The organism is Nocardia sp. A7 (assembly GCF_046549215.1).
Taxonomy (GTDB): domain Bacteria; phylum Actinomycetota; class Actinomycetes; order Mycobacteriales; family Mycobacteriaceae; genus Nocardia.
In genome coordinates this window covers 470,229-487,411 of record NZ_JAJPWE010000005.1, presented here as the reverse complement: position 1 = coordinate 487,411, position 17,183 = coordinate 470,229, and the positions used below count along the sequence as shown (strand labels likewise).

The following is a 17,183-nucleotide window of genomic DNA, read 5'->3' as shown; positions in this document are numbered from 1 at the left end:
GAATACCCTGTCGTGGGACACTTCTGCCCATGACAGCACGCACTTTCGTAGTCGTGTACGCAGTGGACGACGGTGGCGCCACGGGCCTGCCGGTCGGCCGGGCGACGCTGCTCGAGCGGGAGTTCGCCCTCGCGCACCCGCCGTTGGCTGCGAGGCTCGCTGAGCGAGAAACGCCACTGCGGCTCGGAGTGTTCAGCGCGGCGCACGACTATGGCGAAGTGGTCGATGTCTCGGCGACGATTGTCGTGCCGGAAGCACCGGATATCGTGCTGCTCCAACTGGCCGAGATCTCGGCGGCACCGCCACGCGGGGTTCCGGTCACCCTCGATGAGATCGACGGCGGGCTGGCCGAACCGAGTCGCGACGACGTCATCGCGGCCGTGCGCAAGGTACTCGACGAGGTCGCCGCCGCGACCCCACCGCCGGCGATGTCGATCGGCAACCCACTGACCTGGGTATGGAAGCTCCTTGGCGGTGGCTGAACCCAGCCCCGAGGCCACACCGCTACGCCGCCTCGCCGACGTCGCACTGGTCGTCGCCGTCGGTGGTATCGATCTGGCGGCATGGGGTGGAGATCGTCAGCTCATCGGCGGCGGTTCGCTGCCGTTGTGGATGGTGCCCACCGCGGCTGTCCTGCTGTGTACGACGCTGCTGGCGCGCGGACGTTTTCCGATCGCGGTGTGGGCGGTGGCCTGGGGATTCACCGCGGTGAATTTCGTGGTGCCGACGTATTTCCCGGTCGGCTATCTGCTCGTCGCCACTTTCGCGGCCGCCTGCCGGGTGTCCGCCTCCGCGGCTCGACTGATCCTCGTCGGGTCCGCGCTCTCGCTCGGACTGTTCACCTATCACAACGGGCTGGCCGGGGCCGCTGGGCCGGAGCTGAGTCACTACCTCGTCGCCGGGACGATGTGGGCATTGGCACTCGGTGTCGTGTGGGGTGTGGGTCGGCTGCTCTATCTGCGCGAGCACCGCGCGCTGGCGACGCAGGCGCGCCTGGCCGCCGATGCCGATGCCGCGTTGGCGGCGCAGCGGCTGCGGCTGGCGCACGAGCTGCACGACAGCGTGTCCGGTGCGGTGGCCGCGATGATCCTGCACGCCGCGGCCGCCCGTGCGTTCACCCCCGACGGTCATCCGAAGGTATCCGAAGCCTTGGCGGTTATCGAAAGCGCAGGGACACAGGCGATGGGCGAACTACACGACCTGCTCGGACTGTTGCGCGCACCCACCGAAGGGTCGCGCGCGGCGCACTCCCGTCGCAGCGCACCGGCCACGCTCGAGAGCCTGATCGAGTTGAATCGTGCGGGTGGGCTGTGTATTCGCCTCGACACCGCTGGCACCCGTCCATCGAAGGTCGACCCCGACATCGACTTGGCGGCCTACCGGCTCGTGCAGGAATCGCTGACCAACGTCGCCAAACACGCCGGTGCCGGTGCGACCGTCGATATCAGCATCGGCTGGCATCGCACCAGTGTGACTGTCGCGGTGCGCAGTACGGGCGGGGACGGCCCCGTCCCACAGGTCGATCGACTCTCCACTCACCAGGGCCTGTCCGGGCTCGCTCAGAGATTGCAAACACTCAGTGGCACAGTCGAATACGGACCGGACGGCACCGGCTGGTCCGTGGTCTCGGAGATACCGTTGAGCCCCACCGGAGTTCAGGAGAACGCCTCGTGACGATCAGGGTGATCATCGCCGAAGACGAGGCCCTGGTGCGTGCCGGTGTCGTACTGCTACTCGGAGGCATCCCCGACATCGAGGTGGTGGGTGAGGCAAGCGACGGCACCGCGGCGATCGAACTCGCCGCGGCCGTCCGGCCCGATGTGGTCCTGATGGACCTGCGCATGCCAGGGACCGACGGAATCAGCGCCACCCGCAAGATCTGCGAATCCATCGATGCGCCAGCGGTTCTCGTGCTCACTACCTTCAACGAACAGCAGCCTGTGCAACAGGCCCTGGCCGCTGGTGCCAGCGGATTTCTCCTCAAGCACGCGGCGCCCGCAGACCTCGCCGAGGCGATTCGCGCCTGCGCCGCGGGGGAGGGCTGGCTCGATCCCGCGGTGGTCAGCGGCGTCCTGACCGCACTGAGATCGGCTACCCCGCCCACCTCCACTACACCGGGAACCGTGGCCGGGCTGACCAACCGGGAGCGCGAGGTGCTGATGTTGATGGCGATGGGCTACGCGAACACGGAGATCAGCGCTCGCTTGTTCATCAGCGAAGCCACCACCCGCACCCACGTCTCCCACGTCATCGCCAAAACCGGTTCTCGCGACCGCACCCAGGCGGTGGTGCTCGCCTACCGCAGCGGCCTGATGCGCTGAGGAACCTCTGTTGCGGCGGTCGACGGCGCCGAAGGTCCGGTGTCCAGACTCGCCGAGGTATCAATCGTCGAGAACCGTGCGCGCTGTGGTCGCGCCGGTGACCAGTTGACGAGCGATTTCGGACAGCCGCGTGCTGCGTCGACGCCCGTAGGTACGCAAAGCTTGGAATGCCTGGTCCATATCGAGGTTTCCCGCTTGTGCGAGAACACCTTTGGCTTGTTCGATGGTGATCCGATTGGTCAGCGCGACCTGCAGTTGCTCGGTCAGCACCTCCCCGCGGTGGATCGCGCGCTCTTGCAGGATCCCGATCGTCGCGGTGTCAGCAAGGGCTTGAGCTGTCCGAAGATCTTGTTCGGGCATGGGTCCCGGTTCGCGGCCGAAGAGATTCAGCGCACCGATGGTCTCGCGACGCAGTCGCATCGGTAGCGCGTGCACGGCGACGAAACCTTCATCGAGCGCGCGGGGGACGAACTGCGGCCAGCGATCTACCTCGTTGTTGAGGTCAGCGACCGAGACCGGATTGCCGCCGTGCACGCAATCCCAACAGGGGCCTTCGCTGGTCTGGAGTTGGTACAGCTCGAGCATTCGGGTCTGTTCGGTCGAAGAGGCGAGCACCTGCAGACTTCCTCGTTGGTCGACCAACACGATTCCGGCGGCAGCGGCATCGAGGAGCCGAACACAGTGGGAAACGAGTTCGTAGAGCACATCCACGATGTCGTAGTCGTCGACCAGTGTGTCCGCCATCTGGACAAACGCGTCCAAGAGGCTGGCTTCTCGTTCTCCGGTCGACAGCGGCGCCTCGGGCATAGCGTTGTCTCCTTCCTCCAGTATCAAAGGTAATCCTCGGCTCGCGGTTGGGCGCCTTCGGTCATCGAATCGCTTCGGCTGATCTGTGCTCACGGCTGTTCCAGGTCAGCGGGGGTCAAGCGGCGGGCGACCAGATCATCAGCGACTTCATCGACCAAGCGTCCGGTTGTGAAGGAGTAACCACGCAATCGCGCGAGTGCGTGTGCCGCGGAGATACCGAATGCCGCGATGAGCATCCCCGTCGCTTGATGTACCTGGCCGCGACCGGTTGGCAGGTCGGTCCACCATGGTTGGTTCACCACGTTCATCTGCATCTCCAGCACCGCCAGTGTCACCAGATCCACGGTCTGCAGCGCGATCGCGACATCGGCTGTGGACAACCAGCCGGGTTGCTCGCGGTAGAGATCCATCGCGCCGAGGCTGATCGCGCCACTGATCAGGGGAAACGCGAAGATCGCGCCAACCGGTTCGCCGATCATTTCCGTGGCGAAGACCGGCCAGGTCGTGGTCGCAGCGCGCAGGTCCGCCACCAGTACCGGGCGGTGGGTCTGGAAGGCCTCGAAGCACGGACCTTCCCCGAGACTGAACTGCACCGCTTCGATCCGGGCGACCACTTCGTCACTGGCATACAGGGTTTCGCGGATATTGGTATCGGCCATCAGCGAGATCGAGGCACCATCGACGGGCAACAAGTTCACACACGTTCTGCCCAGTCGTGCCACCGCGTCCATGCCATCGTGACTACTGTCCAACGCGGACAGTAGCGCAGCACGAGCTCCGACGATCGAGTCGCGTTCACTCACCGACCGCCGCCGCCCGAGGCGGCAGGTCAACGGCACCCACTGCCATGCCCGCTACGTACATCGGTTGCCGCGATTCTCTGAGTAACGCATGGAACGGGGCGCGTTCGAGGCGCACGTCTTCGGAAGGGGCGGAAGGTGATCTGCGTCGACTCGGGTGAACATCGAGCTCAGCCGCAGCATAGCGCCTGGTGTCGGCATACCCCCAGACGGGGACTTCAATCTACCGTCGCCCACGCCGAGCCTGTAGGCTTGTGTCAAGTACACGAAAATCGTGTAACTCGAATATTTGCTGTCCTTGACCCCGGCAGTCGAACGCGATCATGCGACCGACCCGAAGGTGTCACCATGAGCAACAGATCGCTCGTTATCGAGCAACTGGGCAGCGATCTTTCGGCCGAGCTCGTGTCGATAACCGAGCGGTTGCCGTCGCGGCGACGAGTTGTTCGTTCGGCCTTCGGCGGAGGTCGAACTCAATCGAGCACATCGAAACCCCCTGTCGCACAAGCTTCGCGCCAACGCCGTGGCGGCGACAGCTACGACAACATCGAACCGTTGTTCGAACAGTTGGCCCAGCTCGCAGCGCAAGATCCACGCCGACCGATACTGCGCGAGAACATCATCGGCCGGTGCCTGCCGTTGGCCCACCACATCGCCAAGAAGTACGCCGGTCGTGGGGAGAACTTCGACGACCTCCTGCAGATCGCTCGCTTGGGACTGCTCCAGGCAGTCGACCGCTTCGACCCCGCCTGCGGTGCGAAATTTCTGGCCTTCGCGGTGCCGACAATCATGGGTGAGGTTCGCCATCACTTCCGCGACCACACCTGGGCTGTGCGGGTACCGAGGCGGATCAAGGAAATTCAGCAGCTACTCGGCCCCGCGACCGACGCCTTGACCCACGAGCTGGGCCGCCCACCCAAAGCGCGGGAAATCGCCGAGAAACTCGGCATCGATCTGGTCGAGGTCACGCACGCGTTGATCGCGCGCAACGCCTACCAGACGGCGCCGATCGACGCTCCTGCCAACAATGAAAACGACTCCACATCACCTTCGTTGCTCGACTTCCTCGGCGCCGAGGACCCCGAATACCGCCACGTCGAGGACTTCTTGGCGGTCCGGCCGTTGATCGCCGCACTGCCCGCACAGGAACGCCAGGTGTTGCACATGCGGTTCTTCCAATTCCGATCCCAACAGCAGATCGCCCAGCAGATCGGCGTCTCTCAGATGCAGGTCTCGCGCATCCTGTCCAGAACTCTGAACACATTGCGAGAGAGCGCATTACGCGACTGAAGCTGCCGATGTGGTGTGGGCGCGCCCTTCTCACGGGGTGAGCGGCCCACCGGCGGCGCGCCAGTCGATCAGGCCACGGCTCATGTTGACCGCTTCGAAGCCGTTCTCGACCAGGAGGTTCGCCGCGCCCGCGGAGCGAAGGCCGCCGGTGCAGAAGGTGATGAGCAGACGGTCCTCGGGCAGTTCCGTGCAGCGCGCGGGGAGCACCTCGAGCGGCATGTGTACGGCACCGGGGATGTGTACTCGATTCCACTCGAAGGCACGGCGGACGTCCACGATGACCGCACCCTCCGCGACCAAGCGCACCGCCTCCGCGGCGCTGATAGCTGGGGGTCGGCGTAGGTAATGACGGAAGCTCACGCGCAGCACTCCTCTGCTCGTACGAGAGGGAAGGCGCCCGGCGCGATCCTGAGGCGACACGGTGGCAGAGTCTCCATAACCTTCAGTTTAGCTGAAGGTTGGTCAGGCCTCTCGACGCATCCGCTCCGCGGCGTCGACCCCGATACCGACGAGCAGCGCGACCAGCTCCTCGCGCCCGACCCCGGACTTTCCGCCCAGCCACAGCGCCACCACATGGTAGGTACCGGCCACGAGCAGGTGCCCGAGCAGTCGGGCGGTCGCCCGCGGCGGGCTGGCGCCGATGAGTCGGATCAGGAGTTGTTCGGTCAGGATGCCGACCGCGGCCTCGCGGACGGCCATGCCCGCGGGGCTACCGGCCGACTCCAGATAGAACCGGGCTACCCGGGGGTCGTCCATGACCGCGAGCGCGCTGCGGGCGGCTACCTCGAGCAACCGTTCGGCAGGGTCGTCGGGTTGCAGCCCGGAGTCCTCGACGGCCTGACCGACCTGCTCGAAGATCAGCTGCAGGGCGCCTGCGACCAGGTCGTCGAGGGAGGCGAAGCTCTCGTAGAAGTAGCGCTTACCGACGCCGGCGGAGGCGCACACCGACGCCACCGTCAACACGTCGAGACCGCCCTCGCCGACGACGTCGAGCACTGCCTCGAGTAGCCGCGCCCGACGCTGCTCGCGCCGCGCGCCGCTGGGCATGCCGCCGTAGGGGCGTGCGACGGAGGTCATGGAAAGCATCTTGACACGCCATCCCGGAACCTGTCACGTTATTAGGAACCAAAACGATCCGGTTCCTGAAATCGGATTTCCGTCCGACAGTCCAAGGAGGCTCGTCATGGTTTGTTGTGTGGCCGCGCTCGCGGTGATGGCCGCGCTCGACCGGCTCCTACGCGCGCTGCGAGGGGGCGACGGGTCCGGTCGGAACGCGTTCGCCCGGGGGACGATGTTCGCTCCACCCGCTCGCTACGTGGTGACCCGATGAGCGCGACCACCGGGGCCGAGCCGTTGCGCACGATGACCGTGGCGCTCACCCCGCTCGATGAGGGTGCGCCGCTGCTTCCACCGGTCACCCTGCGGACCATGCTCCGCGCCGGAGGTGGTCTCGGTGTCGTCTGGCTGCTCGGCGCGGTTCTGGCCCTCACCGGCGACGACCGGCTCCGCCTCCTCGGCGCGGGTTTGATGCTGCCAGGCGGCCAGCACTTCGCGAGCGGGCATCCGCTGCACGCGCTCGGCGCGGTGCTGGCCCTCGTCGCGGCCATGTTGATCTGGTGGATGATCGGTGCGGTCGTCGCGCCTGTCACGGTGTGGGCGCTCGACCTCGCTCTCGGTTTCGCGACGGGCCACCACCCCACCGACACCGGTCTGGGAGCAGTCGCCGTCGCCGGCCCTGCACTGGCCGCACTCTGCCTCACCGCGCACGCCGTGCGCCACACCCGGCGCCGACGGCGGGCTGCGCGCCTCAACGCGGGCGTTCTGGCCAGGCCTGCCACCATCACCCAGGTGCCCTCGCGCGTCGAGCCGCCGGTGCGTGAGGCGACCCCCGACGATCTCGAGCGGCTCCGGTTCGCGCTCGACCTCGCCCTGCAGCCGGTGGCCTCCTTCGACGGGTTCGACCGGCGCGACCAGTTCCGCGAGGCAGCGCTGCGCTATCAACTCTGCCTGCTCGGCTACGCGCTGGCGGCCTACCGCCATACCTGCGCCCCTGCCTTCGGCGGCTATCTCACCGAGGCGCACGCCCGCTCGATCGAGAAGATGGGCGACCGGCGCGTCTGGGGCTACTGGGCGCTGGAGAACGCGTGGGGCAGGCTGTCATTGCGCCGCGATCCGGTCGACAACGGCGACAACGTCATGCTCACCGGCTGGCAGGGCGTATCGGTCGGCCTCTTCGAGACCTTCGACGACGCCCGCTTCTCCGCGCCGGGCGGGCTCACCTACCGCTGGTCCGACGACGAGGCCTACCGCTACGACCTACCCGCGCTGGCCACCTCGATCGCGACCAACATGGAGCGCTCGGCGTTCACACTGTTCTCCTGCGAACCACGGTGGATATACCCCGTCTGCAACACCTTCGCGGTCAATACCCTGCTGATGGACCGTCGACTGCGCGGCGGCACCGCCTACGACCGACTGCACGAGCGCGTCCGCACCGCCTACCTCGCGGAGTTCCATCGCCCCGACGGCCGTGTCGTCGGTGTCCGCTCCGAAACCCTCGGCCTGTCGTGGAGTCCGTGGGCAGGCGACGCCGTGTGGCTGCCAACGACCTACTGGCTGCACCCCGCGTACCCCGAGCTCGCGCACCGATCCTGGCGGCTGCTGCGCGAGACCGTCCTGCAGGAGCGCGACGGCCGCTTCGTTCTCCCTGCGACGTTGGCCAACCGCTGTGACTCCGGCTCCTACGCCTTCGGCGGTGAGGCGTTCGGGCAGATCCTGCTGGCGATGGCTGCCCGTGAGATCGGCGACGAAGAGATCGCCGCCCGCGTGCTCGCCCACCTGGCCGACACCGAGACCACCCACCGCGCGGGCGGGGCGGCGCGCTACGCCGGCGTCTCCACCCAGGGCAACCTCTACGAGCTCATGGCCCGCTTCGGGCGCGCGTCCGGGTTACGTGATCTCATCGGGCACGGTCTGCCGGACTCCTGGCGCACCGGCCCCCGGCTCGCCGACGCCGACTACCCCGACGTCCTGGTGGCCCGAGCGGTCTCCGACGGCGCCGCGCTGCGGTGCGTCCTGCGGCCCGGCTCGGGTCCGGTACGCACCGTCGTTGTCGTCGACCGGTTGGTGCCGGGACGCCCCTACCTCGTGACGGGAGCGATCGAGCGCGAGATCGTCGCCGACCGAGCGGGACGGACGACGCTCACCCTCGACCTCGGCGGCCGCCTCCAGCTCGACGTGGAGCCCCGACCGTGACCCGCGCGAACAACCGCATCTCCGGGGCGCAGGTGCGCCGCCGCATCGCCGCGCTCGACCCCAGCCGCGACGCCGACGAGATCGCCCGCCTCTCGCTGACCGTCCTGCACGGCCACAGTGCGCTGGTGTACGCGCTGTTCACCGTCGCCTTCCTCAAGCAGGTGGCGGTGCCGACGATGGCGCGCACGCTGTACCGCCGCGGCACAGGCGACATCGTCCGCGACACCCTGCGCCGCAACGACGACACGATCGTCTTCTTCGGCAACCTGCTCGAACACGGACCCGACTCCGCCGTCGGCATGGCCTGGATCGAACGGCTCAACGAGATCCACGCGCACTTCCCCTTGCGCGACCAGGACTCCGTCTACACCCTCGCCACGCTGGCTCTGGACCCGCACGCCATCACCTCCGACCTCGGCGTCCGGCTGTTCTCCGAGGCCGAGCGGGAAGCGCACTGGCGATTCTGGCGGGCGGTGGCGGTACGCCAACACCTCGTCGACCTACCCGACGAGCGCGCCGAACTCGCCCGCTGGGCGCTCACCTACGAGCAGCGCGAATACGCGGCCTCGGACGACGGACGCGCGATCGCCCGCGCCCTGATCGACGCCTTCGGTAGGCGTTGCCTGCCCCGGCCCCTGCGGTCCGCCGCGCCTCGGGTTATCGCCACGTTCTGCCCCGAGTCGCTTCGTCGCGTGCACGGCCTGCCCGAACCCGACCTCGCGACCCGTTCACTGGTGGCCGCCGGGCTGCGCGCCTACGCGGCGAGCGTCGACCACCAACGCGTCGACCCGCACCGGTCCCTCGCCGTCGACTTCGGCGAACGGCGCTACGGACCGCGCACACCCGACGAAGTCGGCTACCGACGTGGCGGCACCCCCAACCGCGCCCACCCCCCATCGGACGGCGAATCCTGAACGCTGAGCAGTTGTTTCAGCGCGAACACGGCCTCACCAGACGTCGGCTCGGCTGTCGTAGTCGACGGCGACCGTCGGGGTGGTGGGATGAGATTGACAGGTCAGTATGTAGCCGGCGTCGACCTCGGCCGTGGTGAGTGCGAGATTTTGCTCCATCGATACCGCTCCGGTGGTGATTCTGGCTTTGCACGTGCCACACGCACCGCCGAGACAGGCATACGGCGCATCGATGCTGCTTCTCAGCGCGGATTCGAGGACGGTCTCACCGGCGGCGAGTTCCACGGTGTGAACAGCGCCGGACAGCGTAATAGTCACTTCGGACTCGGGGAAGGCAGCGACGTCGGTGGATCGGGTTGTGCCGCGGAACAGTTCGAGGTGTATCCGCTCGATCGACACTTCTTCAGCTGCGAGGTCATCGCGCATTGTTGTGACGAGATCGCTCGGGCCGCACAGGTACCACCGGTCGATCGAGGTGAGGTCGCAGGCGAGCAGCTGTTGAACCATCGCCAGGTCGATACGGCCACGAAGAGCGGCGGGGTGGTGCGCCTGGTCTGAGCGGATGTGGAATATGCGTAACCGGTCTGCGTATCGAGATTCGAGCTCATCGAGTTCGGTGGCGAACATGGTCGACTCCGCGGTTCTGTTGCCGTAGAAGAGAATGAAGCGGCTCTCGGTCTCGATCTCCATCGTGGTGCGGATGATCGACAGGATGGGTGTGATGCCGCTTCCTGCCGCTACCGCGACATAGTCGCGCCGAGCGAGTGGATCAAGGGGTGCGCCGAAGCTACCCGTGGGCGTCATCAGCTCCAGTACGTCACCTGCTCGCAGTGTTTCGAGCGCGAAGGTCGAGAACATCCCGCCGGCGATGTGCCGTACTCCGATCGCCAGTTCTCCTGATGTGGCCGAGGTGCAGATCGAATAGTTTCGCCGCACTTCCTGCCCACCGATCCGGTGTCGAATGGTGAGGTGTTGTCCCGCCTGGAATCGGAACTGGTCGCCGAGATGATCGGGAACGTCAAAAGTCACTTTGACGCTGCTCGGGGTCAGCGGCTCGACGCATTTGACGGGGATCGGGTAGGTGTTGGCATGGCGTGCCGCGGAGGAGCGCGGCATTCGGACCGGCAGTAGCGCAGCAAGTTTGCCGTTGAGGCGCTTCCACTCGCGGTACTGCGTGGCATCGAGCTGCTGCCCGAAAACGGTGCTGATCGCCGAGTCGCGTTCCAGATACGCTTCCTCGTTGCGTTGCCAGGCCGCGACATAGCGGTAGAAGGGGATGGAGGGGTGCAAGTGGTGGACCAGGTGGTAGTTCTGTGACAAGAGCAGGGGAGTCAGGATCCACTCCGAGCCGACGCGGTTGCGGGTCGCGCGATAGCGGTTCTCGCGTTGGGTGTCTGCCAGGTCGTGGTGGGGTAGCCAGTCGAACCACCAAGCGAGTACGAACATCGCCACCCGCGCGGGAATCAGGTAGATCACCGCGAGCGTCCACAGATTTCCGGTGAAGGCGGCGAACACGATCACGGTCAGAGAGAAGGTCATCAACGCCGCCGTTTCCAGCACCTCGGCGCGTGGGCGCCGACGCACGTTACGGATCAAGAAACCGATATACGGCAGGTCCATCGCGGGGAAGCGGATGGGCAGCTGCCACGAGGGTGCGGAGCTGACCCAGTGATCGGGATCGTGCTCACCGTCATTGGTATTGCGGTGGTGCTCGATATGGATGAACGCGAACGACTTGAACGAGATCAGCGGCGAGACGAAGAACATCGCCACGCGTCCGAAAGCGACGTTGACCCAGCGATGGGAGCTGATCGAGTAATGCGACGCGTCGTGCAGCACGGTGAACAGGACGAAGATCGTTGCCGAGCTCGCGACGATGGTGGCGATCGCAGGCAGAGCCCCGGTGAGCGCGGCCCAGGTCGAGGCGCTGAAGACCGCAAGCGCACCTGTGAAGATGCCGAGTACCGGCCAGGACAGCGTGGGAACCTGTTCGCCGGGATCAGGCACGGGGTGTTGCGAGGCGGCGGCTGGGGGTTGAGGGTGTCGAGTCGTAGTCGCCATCGGACTCCTTCTTCGCACTTCGGGATGAGATCCTCAGAGCGTAGAAACGGCCGGTATCGGTCAACAAGGACCTCACAGCCCTCTCCAGTGTGCTGACAGCACATCCTGGCAAGCTCGGACTTCCGTCAGTGCGGCTATTGCTCGCGCAAAACCGAGGCCCCCAGCACGTCGCAGACACGGAGGGCGGCGTGCAGTTCGGCGATCTCGACAGTTGCGGGCCTGCCCCTGCGCTGTTCGGCGCGACGCACCCGTTGCAGGACCGTGTTCCGGTGGATGCCCAAGGTGCGTGCCGCGGTCGCCAAGCTCCCTTGCGCGTCGAGCACAGCCAGGAGCGCGCCGCGCTCGCCGCGCTCTTTCGCGTCGTCCCGTGCGAGCGCGCCGAGCTGGGCGGCGACGAAGGCTCGCGCCGCATCCAGGTCGCGGGAGATGGCATCCACCAGCGCGACATCGCTGAACTGAGTAATCGATGGCGCCACGCGACCGGACAGTTCGATGACCCGGCGAGTGCGCAGAGCCTCCAAGTGCGAGGTACGGAATCCGGCAGCTCCTGGATGGGGCGAGCCCACTGCGATGTGAACGCTTCTATTTTCGCCGGGAAACTCCGTCGCCAGGCCCGTGAGCGAAGTTCGTACCTCTCCGGTGATCGATGCCCATCCCCACACGGCGAGTGGACCGTCCGCCACGACGAGGGAGTGACCCGCCCCAAGGAACCTGCCGACCTGCCTGGCGCATCCCTCGAGGTCGACGCCGCGGTCATCGACCCAGCACACGAAGCCGATCTGCCGACCGGTGAGCCGGTGGGCGAGCACTCGTTCGGCCCGAGTGGTGTCGACACGTTCCCCGGCGAGCAGAGCCCGCACGACATCGGCGCGCTCGGCCCGGGCCTGGTTCTGGCGTCGGTCCAGCTCAGCGATGTACTCGGCAGCCACAAGGCTCGAGATGCGGTCGATGTATCGAAATCCGAAGCGCTCGAGATCAATAAACGTCCGCAACGCGACAGCGGGGTCGTCGACCGAGTCGGTGAGCGATTCGGCGAGCTTTTCGGTGAAGTACTCATGTCCCAACCGATAGAACCGCAGCATGACATCCACGCTGTGCCCCCGTGATGCCATTGCTCGCGCGTGTTCGAGCGCCGTTACCGGCGCCTGGGCAGCCGCTACGTCGATACCGTGGCGAACCATCGACAGTGCGGCTTCGAGATTCGACGAGCACGATCCCAATGTCAGGCCGCGAAGCTCGGCATCCGCACCGGCCTCGGGTATCCGCTCGACCAGGTATCCCAGCATGTCGTCTGCCAGGCCGGACACATTCGCCAGCAGATACGCGGCCAAACCCTTTCCCGCCTCCGCACCTCGGGCCGGCTCCAGCGCCTCCATATCCGCCACACTAGCGTCGCCCGAATTGCTTCGGCCGACCGTTCACGATCGGTCGCGCCGAAAGTAGATGAGTACGCGTCCACCTCATCGTTCGAGGGCGGCGAGGTCGAGTCCGTAGGTGTGGGCGTGGCTGGTCAGTTCGGCGAATCGGCGCAAAGCATCAGCGTTGCCGCTGACAAGGGCCTTCGGTTTGCCGGTCTGCTCTCCGGAGAGGGTTCGGAACACCTCTTCGGATGTTCCCTCGATTGTCACCTCGGCCGGTGCGGTCGCGCCTGACAGTGCTGTCCGCACACCGTGCTCGTCGGCGGTGAGCAACAGGTTGTCGCCGTCGGCGATGATCGATGCTGTCAGCGTGGGGAATTCGGCACCGTCGGCCATCTCCGTGCGATCCGGGTAGAGGGCCATGACAGCGAACACCAGCCAGCGGCCTCGACTATGGTCGCCGCCGACGCCGGGCGTCAGCAGCGGCACGCCCCATCGCGCCAGCCCCACCAGCACGGTCTGAAGCCCGCGTCCCCAGTCGGTGAGCGCGTACACCCGCGCCGACACCGGCGCAGGCTGCACCGCCGAGGTGACCACACCGGCTTCCTCGAGGGTTCGCAGGCGTTGCGCCAACAGATTCGTCGCGATCCCGGGCAGCGATTTCTGCAGGTCCGAATACCTGCTCGGGGCGATCAAGAGCTCGCGAATCACCAGCATGGTCCATCGATCTCCGACCACGTCCAACGCTCGCGCAAGGGCGCAGAACTCGCCGTACGATTTCATTTCCCCAGCCTACACTTGACAAACAAGTGTCACTGCTTGAAATACTAAAGCTCGTGACTCTTCTCGATACCCGCCCCCGAACATCGCGCACGATGGTCCTCGCTGTCCTGTGCCTGGCGACGTTGACCATCAGCCTCGCCACCACGGCGATCAACGTGACGTTGCCGTCCCTCGCTGTGGAACTGAACGCCGACAACCGTGACCTGCAATGGATCGTCGATGCCTACAACCTGCTGTTCGCGACGTTCGTCCTGGCTTTCGGCAGCCTCAGCGACCGCTACGGCCGCAAAGGCGCCCTGCTCACCGGTCTGGCAATCTTCGGCGGCGGCGCGATCGGCGCCTCGCTGGCGGAGAGTTCCGCGCAACTGATCGGCTGGCAGGCGGTGATGGGTCTCGGCGCCGCGTTCGTCTACCCCACCACGCTGTCGATCCTGTCCAACGTCTTCACCGACCGCGCCGACCGCGCGAAAGCCATCGGCATCTGGGGCGCCACCACCGGAGTGGGCGTGGCGTGCGGCCCGATCCTCGGCGGATGGTTGCTCGAATCCTTCTGGTGGGGCAGCGTCTTTCTCGCGCTCGCGCTCGCAGCGGTGATCTCGATCATCGCGGCGAGCGCTGTCGTCACCACATCACGCGACCCGCAGACACCAAACATCGACTACGGCGGGTTGGCGCTGTCCGTACTCGCGGTCGGCAGCCTGGTTTACACCGTCATCGAGGCACCCGAACATGGGTGGATCAGCGCCATGACCCTCGGCGGTTTCGCGATCTCGCTCGCACTGTTCGTCACGCTGGTGTTCTGGGAGCGCGGCCGCGCCGAACCCATGATCGACGTCACCCTGTTCAAGAACATGCGTTTCACCGCCGCCAGCGCCTCGGTGACGTTCGCCTACTTCGCCCTGTTCGGCTTCATCTTCCTCATCACGCAGTATTTCCAATTGGTGCGCGGCTATGGCCCGCTCGAGACCGGCCTCAAGTTCATCCCCGTAGCGACGTCGATCGCGGTGGGATCACTACTCGGCACCATGCTGGCGGTGCGCTTGGGCAACAAGCTGGTCGTCGCGACCGGACTGCTCCTGTTCACCACCGCGTTCCTCTGGATCTCGACACTGAGCGAGTCGACCAGCTACCTCGAAATCGCCGCACAGATGATCCCGCTCGGACTCGGATTGGGCTTGACCGCCGCCCCCGCGACCGAAGCCATCATGGGCGCAGTCCCCTTGAACAAAGCGGGCATCGGCTCGGCGATGAACGACGCGACCCGCGAAGTCGGTGGCACATTGGGCGTCGCGGTGATCGGCAGTGTCTACGCCTCGCTCTACGCATCGACACTGACCGATTCCCCTGCGGCACAACAGTTGCCCGCAGAGCTGAGGTCGGTGGTCGAGCAGTCGGTCGGCGCGGCGGCAACCGCTGCCCATCAGTTCGCCACGGCCGGTGATGTGCAGACCGCGCAGGCGGTCTCGCAGGCGGCCAACAACGCATTCCTCGATGGTCTCGCGGCCGGCTCCTACGTCGCGGCGGGTGTCACCGCGGTCGGCGCGATCATCGTCTTCCTTTTCCTTCCCGCGAAGCCGAAGGGTAGTGAGAAGGTTCGTCCTGCTGGTCATACCAGTTCGCAACCAGGTGCGGCATCTTCGGTGGCGCCAGCAACCGGCAACGGGCTGGGCCGCTCGGCGCTGTGAAGCGTTGGGACAGAACATGATCAGTCAACTAGCGCAGAGCGGCAATATCCGGATATCAACTGTCGCAACAGGACACAGATGATTGATGTCGATGTAGCATAACTGGTGAGCGGGGGTGGCTCGGATCTGATCCCGCAGTGGCTCCCTTGCTTGTCGCGAAACTGTTCTGCTGCCGTGAAATACATCCATTCGACAGGAGATCGCCATGCCAGAAGCTCGCCCGGACCGCTTGCGTCTGCTCGCCCCCGATCAGGAAGCCGCCGCGTCGGCCGTCGTTTCCGATCTGCTCACCGGGAACGCGGCCGGTGTCCCCGATTACTTGGTCGATGACATCGCCGCCGTTCGCGGGCGGTGTCGGTTCGCGCAGGTTCAGATTCCCGGCTACGACGGCGATCTGCTCGACGCGTTGGCCGCCTGGCCGACCAGCGGTGGCCCACATGCGCTTGTCGTGCTTCCCGCCGGCTTGGACCCGGCGGGCTGGAAAATGTACTCCGGGGCACTGATCAGGCTGCTCATGCGCGGCTACGCCGTCGTCGCCTATACCGAGCGCGGCTTGCCCGGTTCCGGTGGTGCGCTGACCGTGGCCGGTCCCGAAGACGTCGCAGACGGCTCGCTGGTGATCGATTGGGCGCTCGATCACCCGGAAATGGAGGCAGATCCGGAGCGTATCGGTATGGCGGGCATCTCCTACGGCTCAGGTATCGGCCAGCTGGTCGCCCAGGCCGATCCGCGCGTGAAAGCGGTTGTCGCGCTGAGTACATGGGCTGATCTCGGCGAAGCGTTGTACGACAACCGAACCCGCCACATCCTCGCCGCTGAAGCGCTGGGGGCGATCAGCACGAACCCCAGCGCCGAACTGGTGAAGGTACTCGAGGACTTCCGGACGAACACCGACATCGAAGGTGTGCTGGAGTACGCGCGACGGCGCTCACCCGCCCACATCCCGGATGAGCGCCGACCCGTGCCGACCTTCTTCACCAGCTACTGGCACGAGACCATATTTCCCCAGAACCAGCTGCTGAGCTATTTCGCCGAGTTCCCCGGCCCCAAGCGCCTGGATCTGGCAATCGGAGATCATGGGGCAGTGGAGATCCCGGGCTTGCTGCTCGGTGTGTACACCCGCACCACCGAGGCCGCATACGACTGGCTCGACCACTATCTCAACGGTGTCGACAACGGCATCGATGCCGACGGTGTCGTGCACACCGAGACCATGCACAGCTTCACTGTCTCCTCCTTCGTCGGGGTGGAAAGCTGGTCGTCCAACCCGATCCGCACCTACTATCTCGCCGCACCTGCGAGCGGATCCGGCGATGGTGCGCTGGTTCTCGACCCGCCATCGGAGTTCAGTCGGAGTATCCGTTCCGGTGACCCGAAGGTCCGTGCCGTGAATCAACTGGTGATGGATGGCTTCCGTGAGCGGCTGCTCATGCCCGTGCGTCACAAGCTCGCCGAGGTCGACCGATCCGTCGGAGCGGTGTGGACGAGCGCCCCGCTCCCGTCGCCGCACCACATCGCGGGCATCCCGCGAATTCGTTTGACGGTGACTCCCACCACCAAGGTCGCCACCGTCGTCGCCTACCTCTTCGACCTGGACGTGGTCACCGGCAACCTGAAGATCATCACCCATGCCGCGACCACTGTGAGCAACGCCGTACCGGAACATCCCACCGCGGTCGACCTGCGCTTGCAGGCCACGGACTATCGGGTCCCGGTCGACCACCGGCTTGCCGTCATCCTCGCCACCGAGGACCCCTTGTACGCCGGCGAAACCGAACCTGGCACCGTGGTGACACTTTCCGCCTTCCACGGTGCCGCGGGTATCGATATCCCGATAGTTGACTGATACCACCGGCGACTGATTGCCCCCGGGACAGCGCGGTCTCCGGCAATCAGTCGCCCCGAAGCATTA

The 17,183-nt window shown here is 66.0% G+C and carries 15 protein-coding genes; 8 read left to right on the top strand and 7 right to left on the bottom strand.

Annotated elements, in window-relative coordinates; translation table 11 throughout:
- Positions 1 to 29 precede the first annotated feature (29 nt).
- Genes ACLJPD_RS27785 through ACLJPD_RS27775 form a run of 3 tightly spaced genes read left to right on the top strand, consistent with a single transcriptional unit; the run spans position 30 to position 2,321 of the window.
- On the top strand, positions 30 to 482 hold the full coding sequence (locus ACLJPD_RS27785) for a hypothetical protein (RefSeq protein WP_410876103.1): 453 nt from the start codon (positions 30 to 32) through the stop codon (positions 480 to 482).
- The gene (locus ACLJPD_RS27780; RefSeq protein ID WP_410876102.1) at positions 475 to 1,674 is read left to right on the top strand and encodes a sensor histidine kinase; all 1,200 of its coding nucleotides are present in this window, start codon (positions 475 to 477) and stop codon (positions 1,672 to 1,674) included. The genes ACLJPD_RS27785 and ACLJPD_RS27780 overlap by 8 nt, the downstream gene beginning before the upstream one ends.
- A complete protein-coding gene (locus ACLJPD_RS27775) occupies positions 1,671 to 2,321 on the top strand; it encodes a response regulator (RefSeq protein ID WP_410876101.1) in 651 nt (216 codons plus the stop codon). Before ACLJPD_RS27780 ends, ACLJPD_RS27775 begins: the two co-directional genes overlap by 4 nt.
- 60 nt (positions 2,322 to 2,381) lie before the next feature.
- On the opposite strand, the gene ACLJPD_RS27770 is transcribed toward ACLJPD_RS27775, so the two are convergent.
- On the bottom strand, positions 2,382 to 3,128 hold the full coding sequence (locus ACLJPD_RS27770) for a GAF domain-containing protein (protein WP_410876100.1): 747 nt from the start codon (positions 3,126 to 3,128) through the stop codon (positions 2,382 to 2,384).
- 89 nt (positions 3,129 to 3,217) lie between these two features.
- Positions 3,218 to 3,826, bottom strand: coding sequence for a GAF and ANTAR domain-containing protein (locus tag ACLJPD_RS27765; RefSeq protein WP_410876099.1), 609 nt, complete (start codon positions 3,824 to 3,826; stop codon positions 3,218 to 3,220).
- 450 nt (positions 3,827 to 4,276) lie between these two features.
- Here ACLJPD_RS27765 and ACLJPD_RS27760 point away from each other — a divergent pair, with 450 nt between their 5' ends.
- The gene (locus ACLJPD_RS27760; protein WP_410876098.1) at positions 4,277 to 5,218 is read left to right on the top strand and encodes an RNA polymerase sigma factor SigF; all 942 of its coding nucleotides are present in this window, start codon (positions 4,277 to 4,279) and stop codon (positions 5,216 to 5,218) included.
- A 30-nt stretch (positions 5,219 to 5,248) separates the two neighbouring features.
- On the opposite strand, the gene ACLJPD_RS27755 is transcribed toward ACLJPD_RS27760, so the two are convergent.
- Positions 5,249 to 5,578, bottom strand: coding sequence for a rhodanese-like domain-containing protein (locus tag ACLJPD_RS27755; protein WP_410876097.1), 330 nt, complete (start codon positions 5,576 to 5,578; stop codon positions 5,249 to 5,251).
- A 102-nt stretch (positions 5,579 to 5,680) separates the two neighbouring features.
- On the bottom strand, positions 5,681 to 6,295 hold the full coding sequence (locus ACLJPD_RS27750) for a TetR/AcrR family transcriptional regulator (protein ID WP_410876096.1): 615 nt from the start codon (positions 6,293 to 6,295) through the stop codon (positions 5,681 to 5,683).
- Positions 6,296 to 6,544: 249 nt separating this feature from the next.
- On the opposite strand from ACLJPD_RS27750, the gene ACLJPD_RS27745 reads away from it, so the two are divergent.
- On the top strand, positions 6,545 to 8,473 hold the full coding sequence (locus tag ACLJPD_RS27745; RefSeq protein ID WP_410876095.1) for a hypothetical protein: 1,929 nt from the start codon (positions 6,545 to 6,547) through the stop codon (positions 8,471 to 8,473).
- Positions 8,470 to 9,387, top strand: coding sequence for an oxygenase MpaB family protein (locus ACLJPD_RS27740; protein ID WP_410876094.1), 918 nt, complete (start codon positions 8,470 to 8,472; stop codon positions 9,385 to 9,387). Before ACLJPD_RS27745 ends, ACLJPD_RS27740 begins: the two co-directional genes overlap by 4 nt.
- 33 nt (positions 9,388 to 9,420) lie before the next feature.
- On the opposite strand, the gene ACLJPD_RS27735 is transcribed toward ACLJPD_RS27740, so the two are convergent.
- The 3 genes from ACLJPD_RS27735 to ACLJPD_RS27725 form a co-directional block, all read right to left on the bottom strand.
- Positions 9,421 to 11,445, bottom strand: a complete 2,025-nt coding sequence (locus ACLJPD_RS27735; protein ID WP_410876093.1) for a fatty acid desaturase — start codon at positions 11,443 to 11,445, stop codon at positions 9,421 to 9,423.
- A gap of 134 nt (positions 11,446 to 11,579) precedes the next feature.
- The gene (locus ACLJPD_RS27730) at positions 11,580 to 12,821 is read right to left on the bottom strand and encodes a PucR family transcriptional regulator (protein ID WP_410876092.1); all 1,242 of its coding nucleotides are present in this window, start codon (positions 12,819 to 12,821) and stop codon (positions 11,580 to 11,582) included.
- 84 nt (positions 12,822 to 12,905) lie between these two features.
- Complete coding sequence (locus tag ACLJPD_RS27725) at positions 12,906 to 13,586, bottom strand: winged helix-turn-helix transcriptional regulator (protein ID WP_410876091.1); 681 nt, start codon at positions 13,584 to 13,586, stop codon at positions 12,906 to 12,908.
- Positions 13,587 to 13,612: 26 nt separating this feature from the next.
- Here ACLJPD_RS27725 and ACLJPD_RS27720 point away from each other — a divergent pair, with 26 nt between their 5' ends.
- Both ACLJPD_RS27720 and ACLJPD_RS27715 read left to right on the top strand, forming a co-directional pair.
- Positions 13,613 to 15,271 (top strand): MFS transporter, encoded by a 1,659-nt coding sequence (locus ACLJPD_RS27720; RefSeq protein WP_410876090.1) that lies wholly within the window; start codon positions 13,613 to 13,615, stop codon positions 15,269 to 15,271.
- A 205-nt stretch (positions 15,272 to 15,476) separates the two neighbouring features.
- Positions 15,477 to 17,117 carry a CocE/NonD family hydrolase gene (locus ACLJPD_RS27715; RefSeq protein ID WP_410876089.1) on the top strand — a complete coding sequence of 547 codons (1,641 nt, stop codon included), beginning with the start codon at positions 15,477 to 15,479 and terminating at the stop codon, positions 17,115 to 17,117.
- Positions 17,118 to 17,183: the final 66 nt, after the last annotated feature.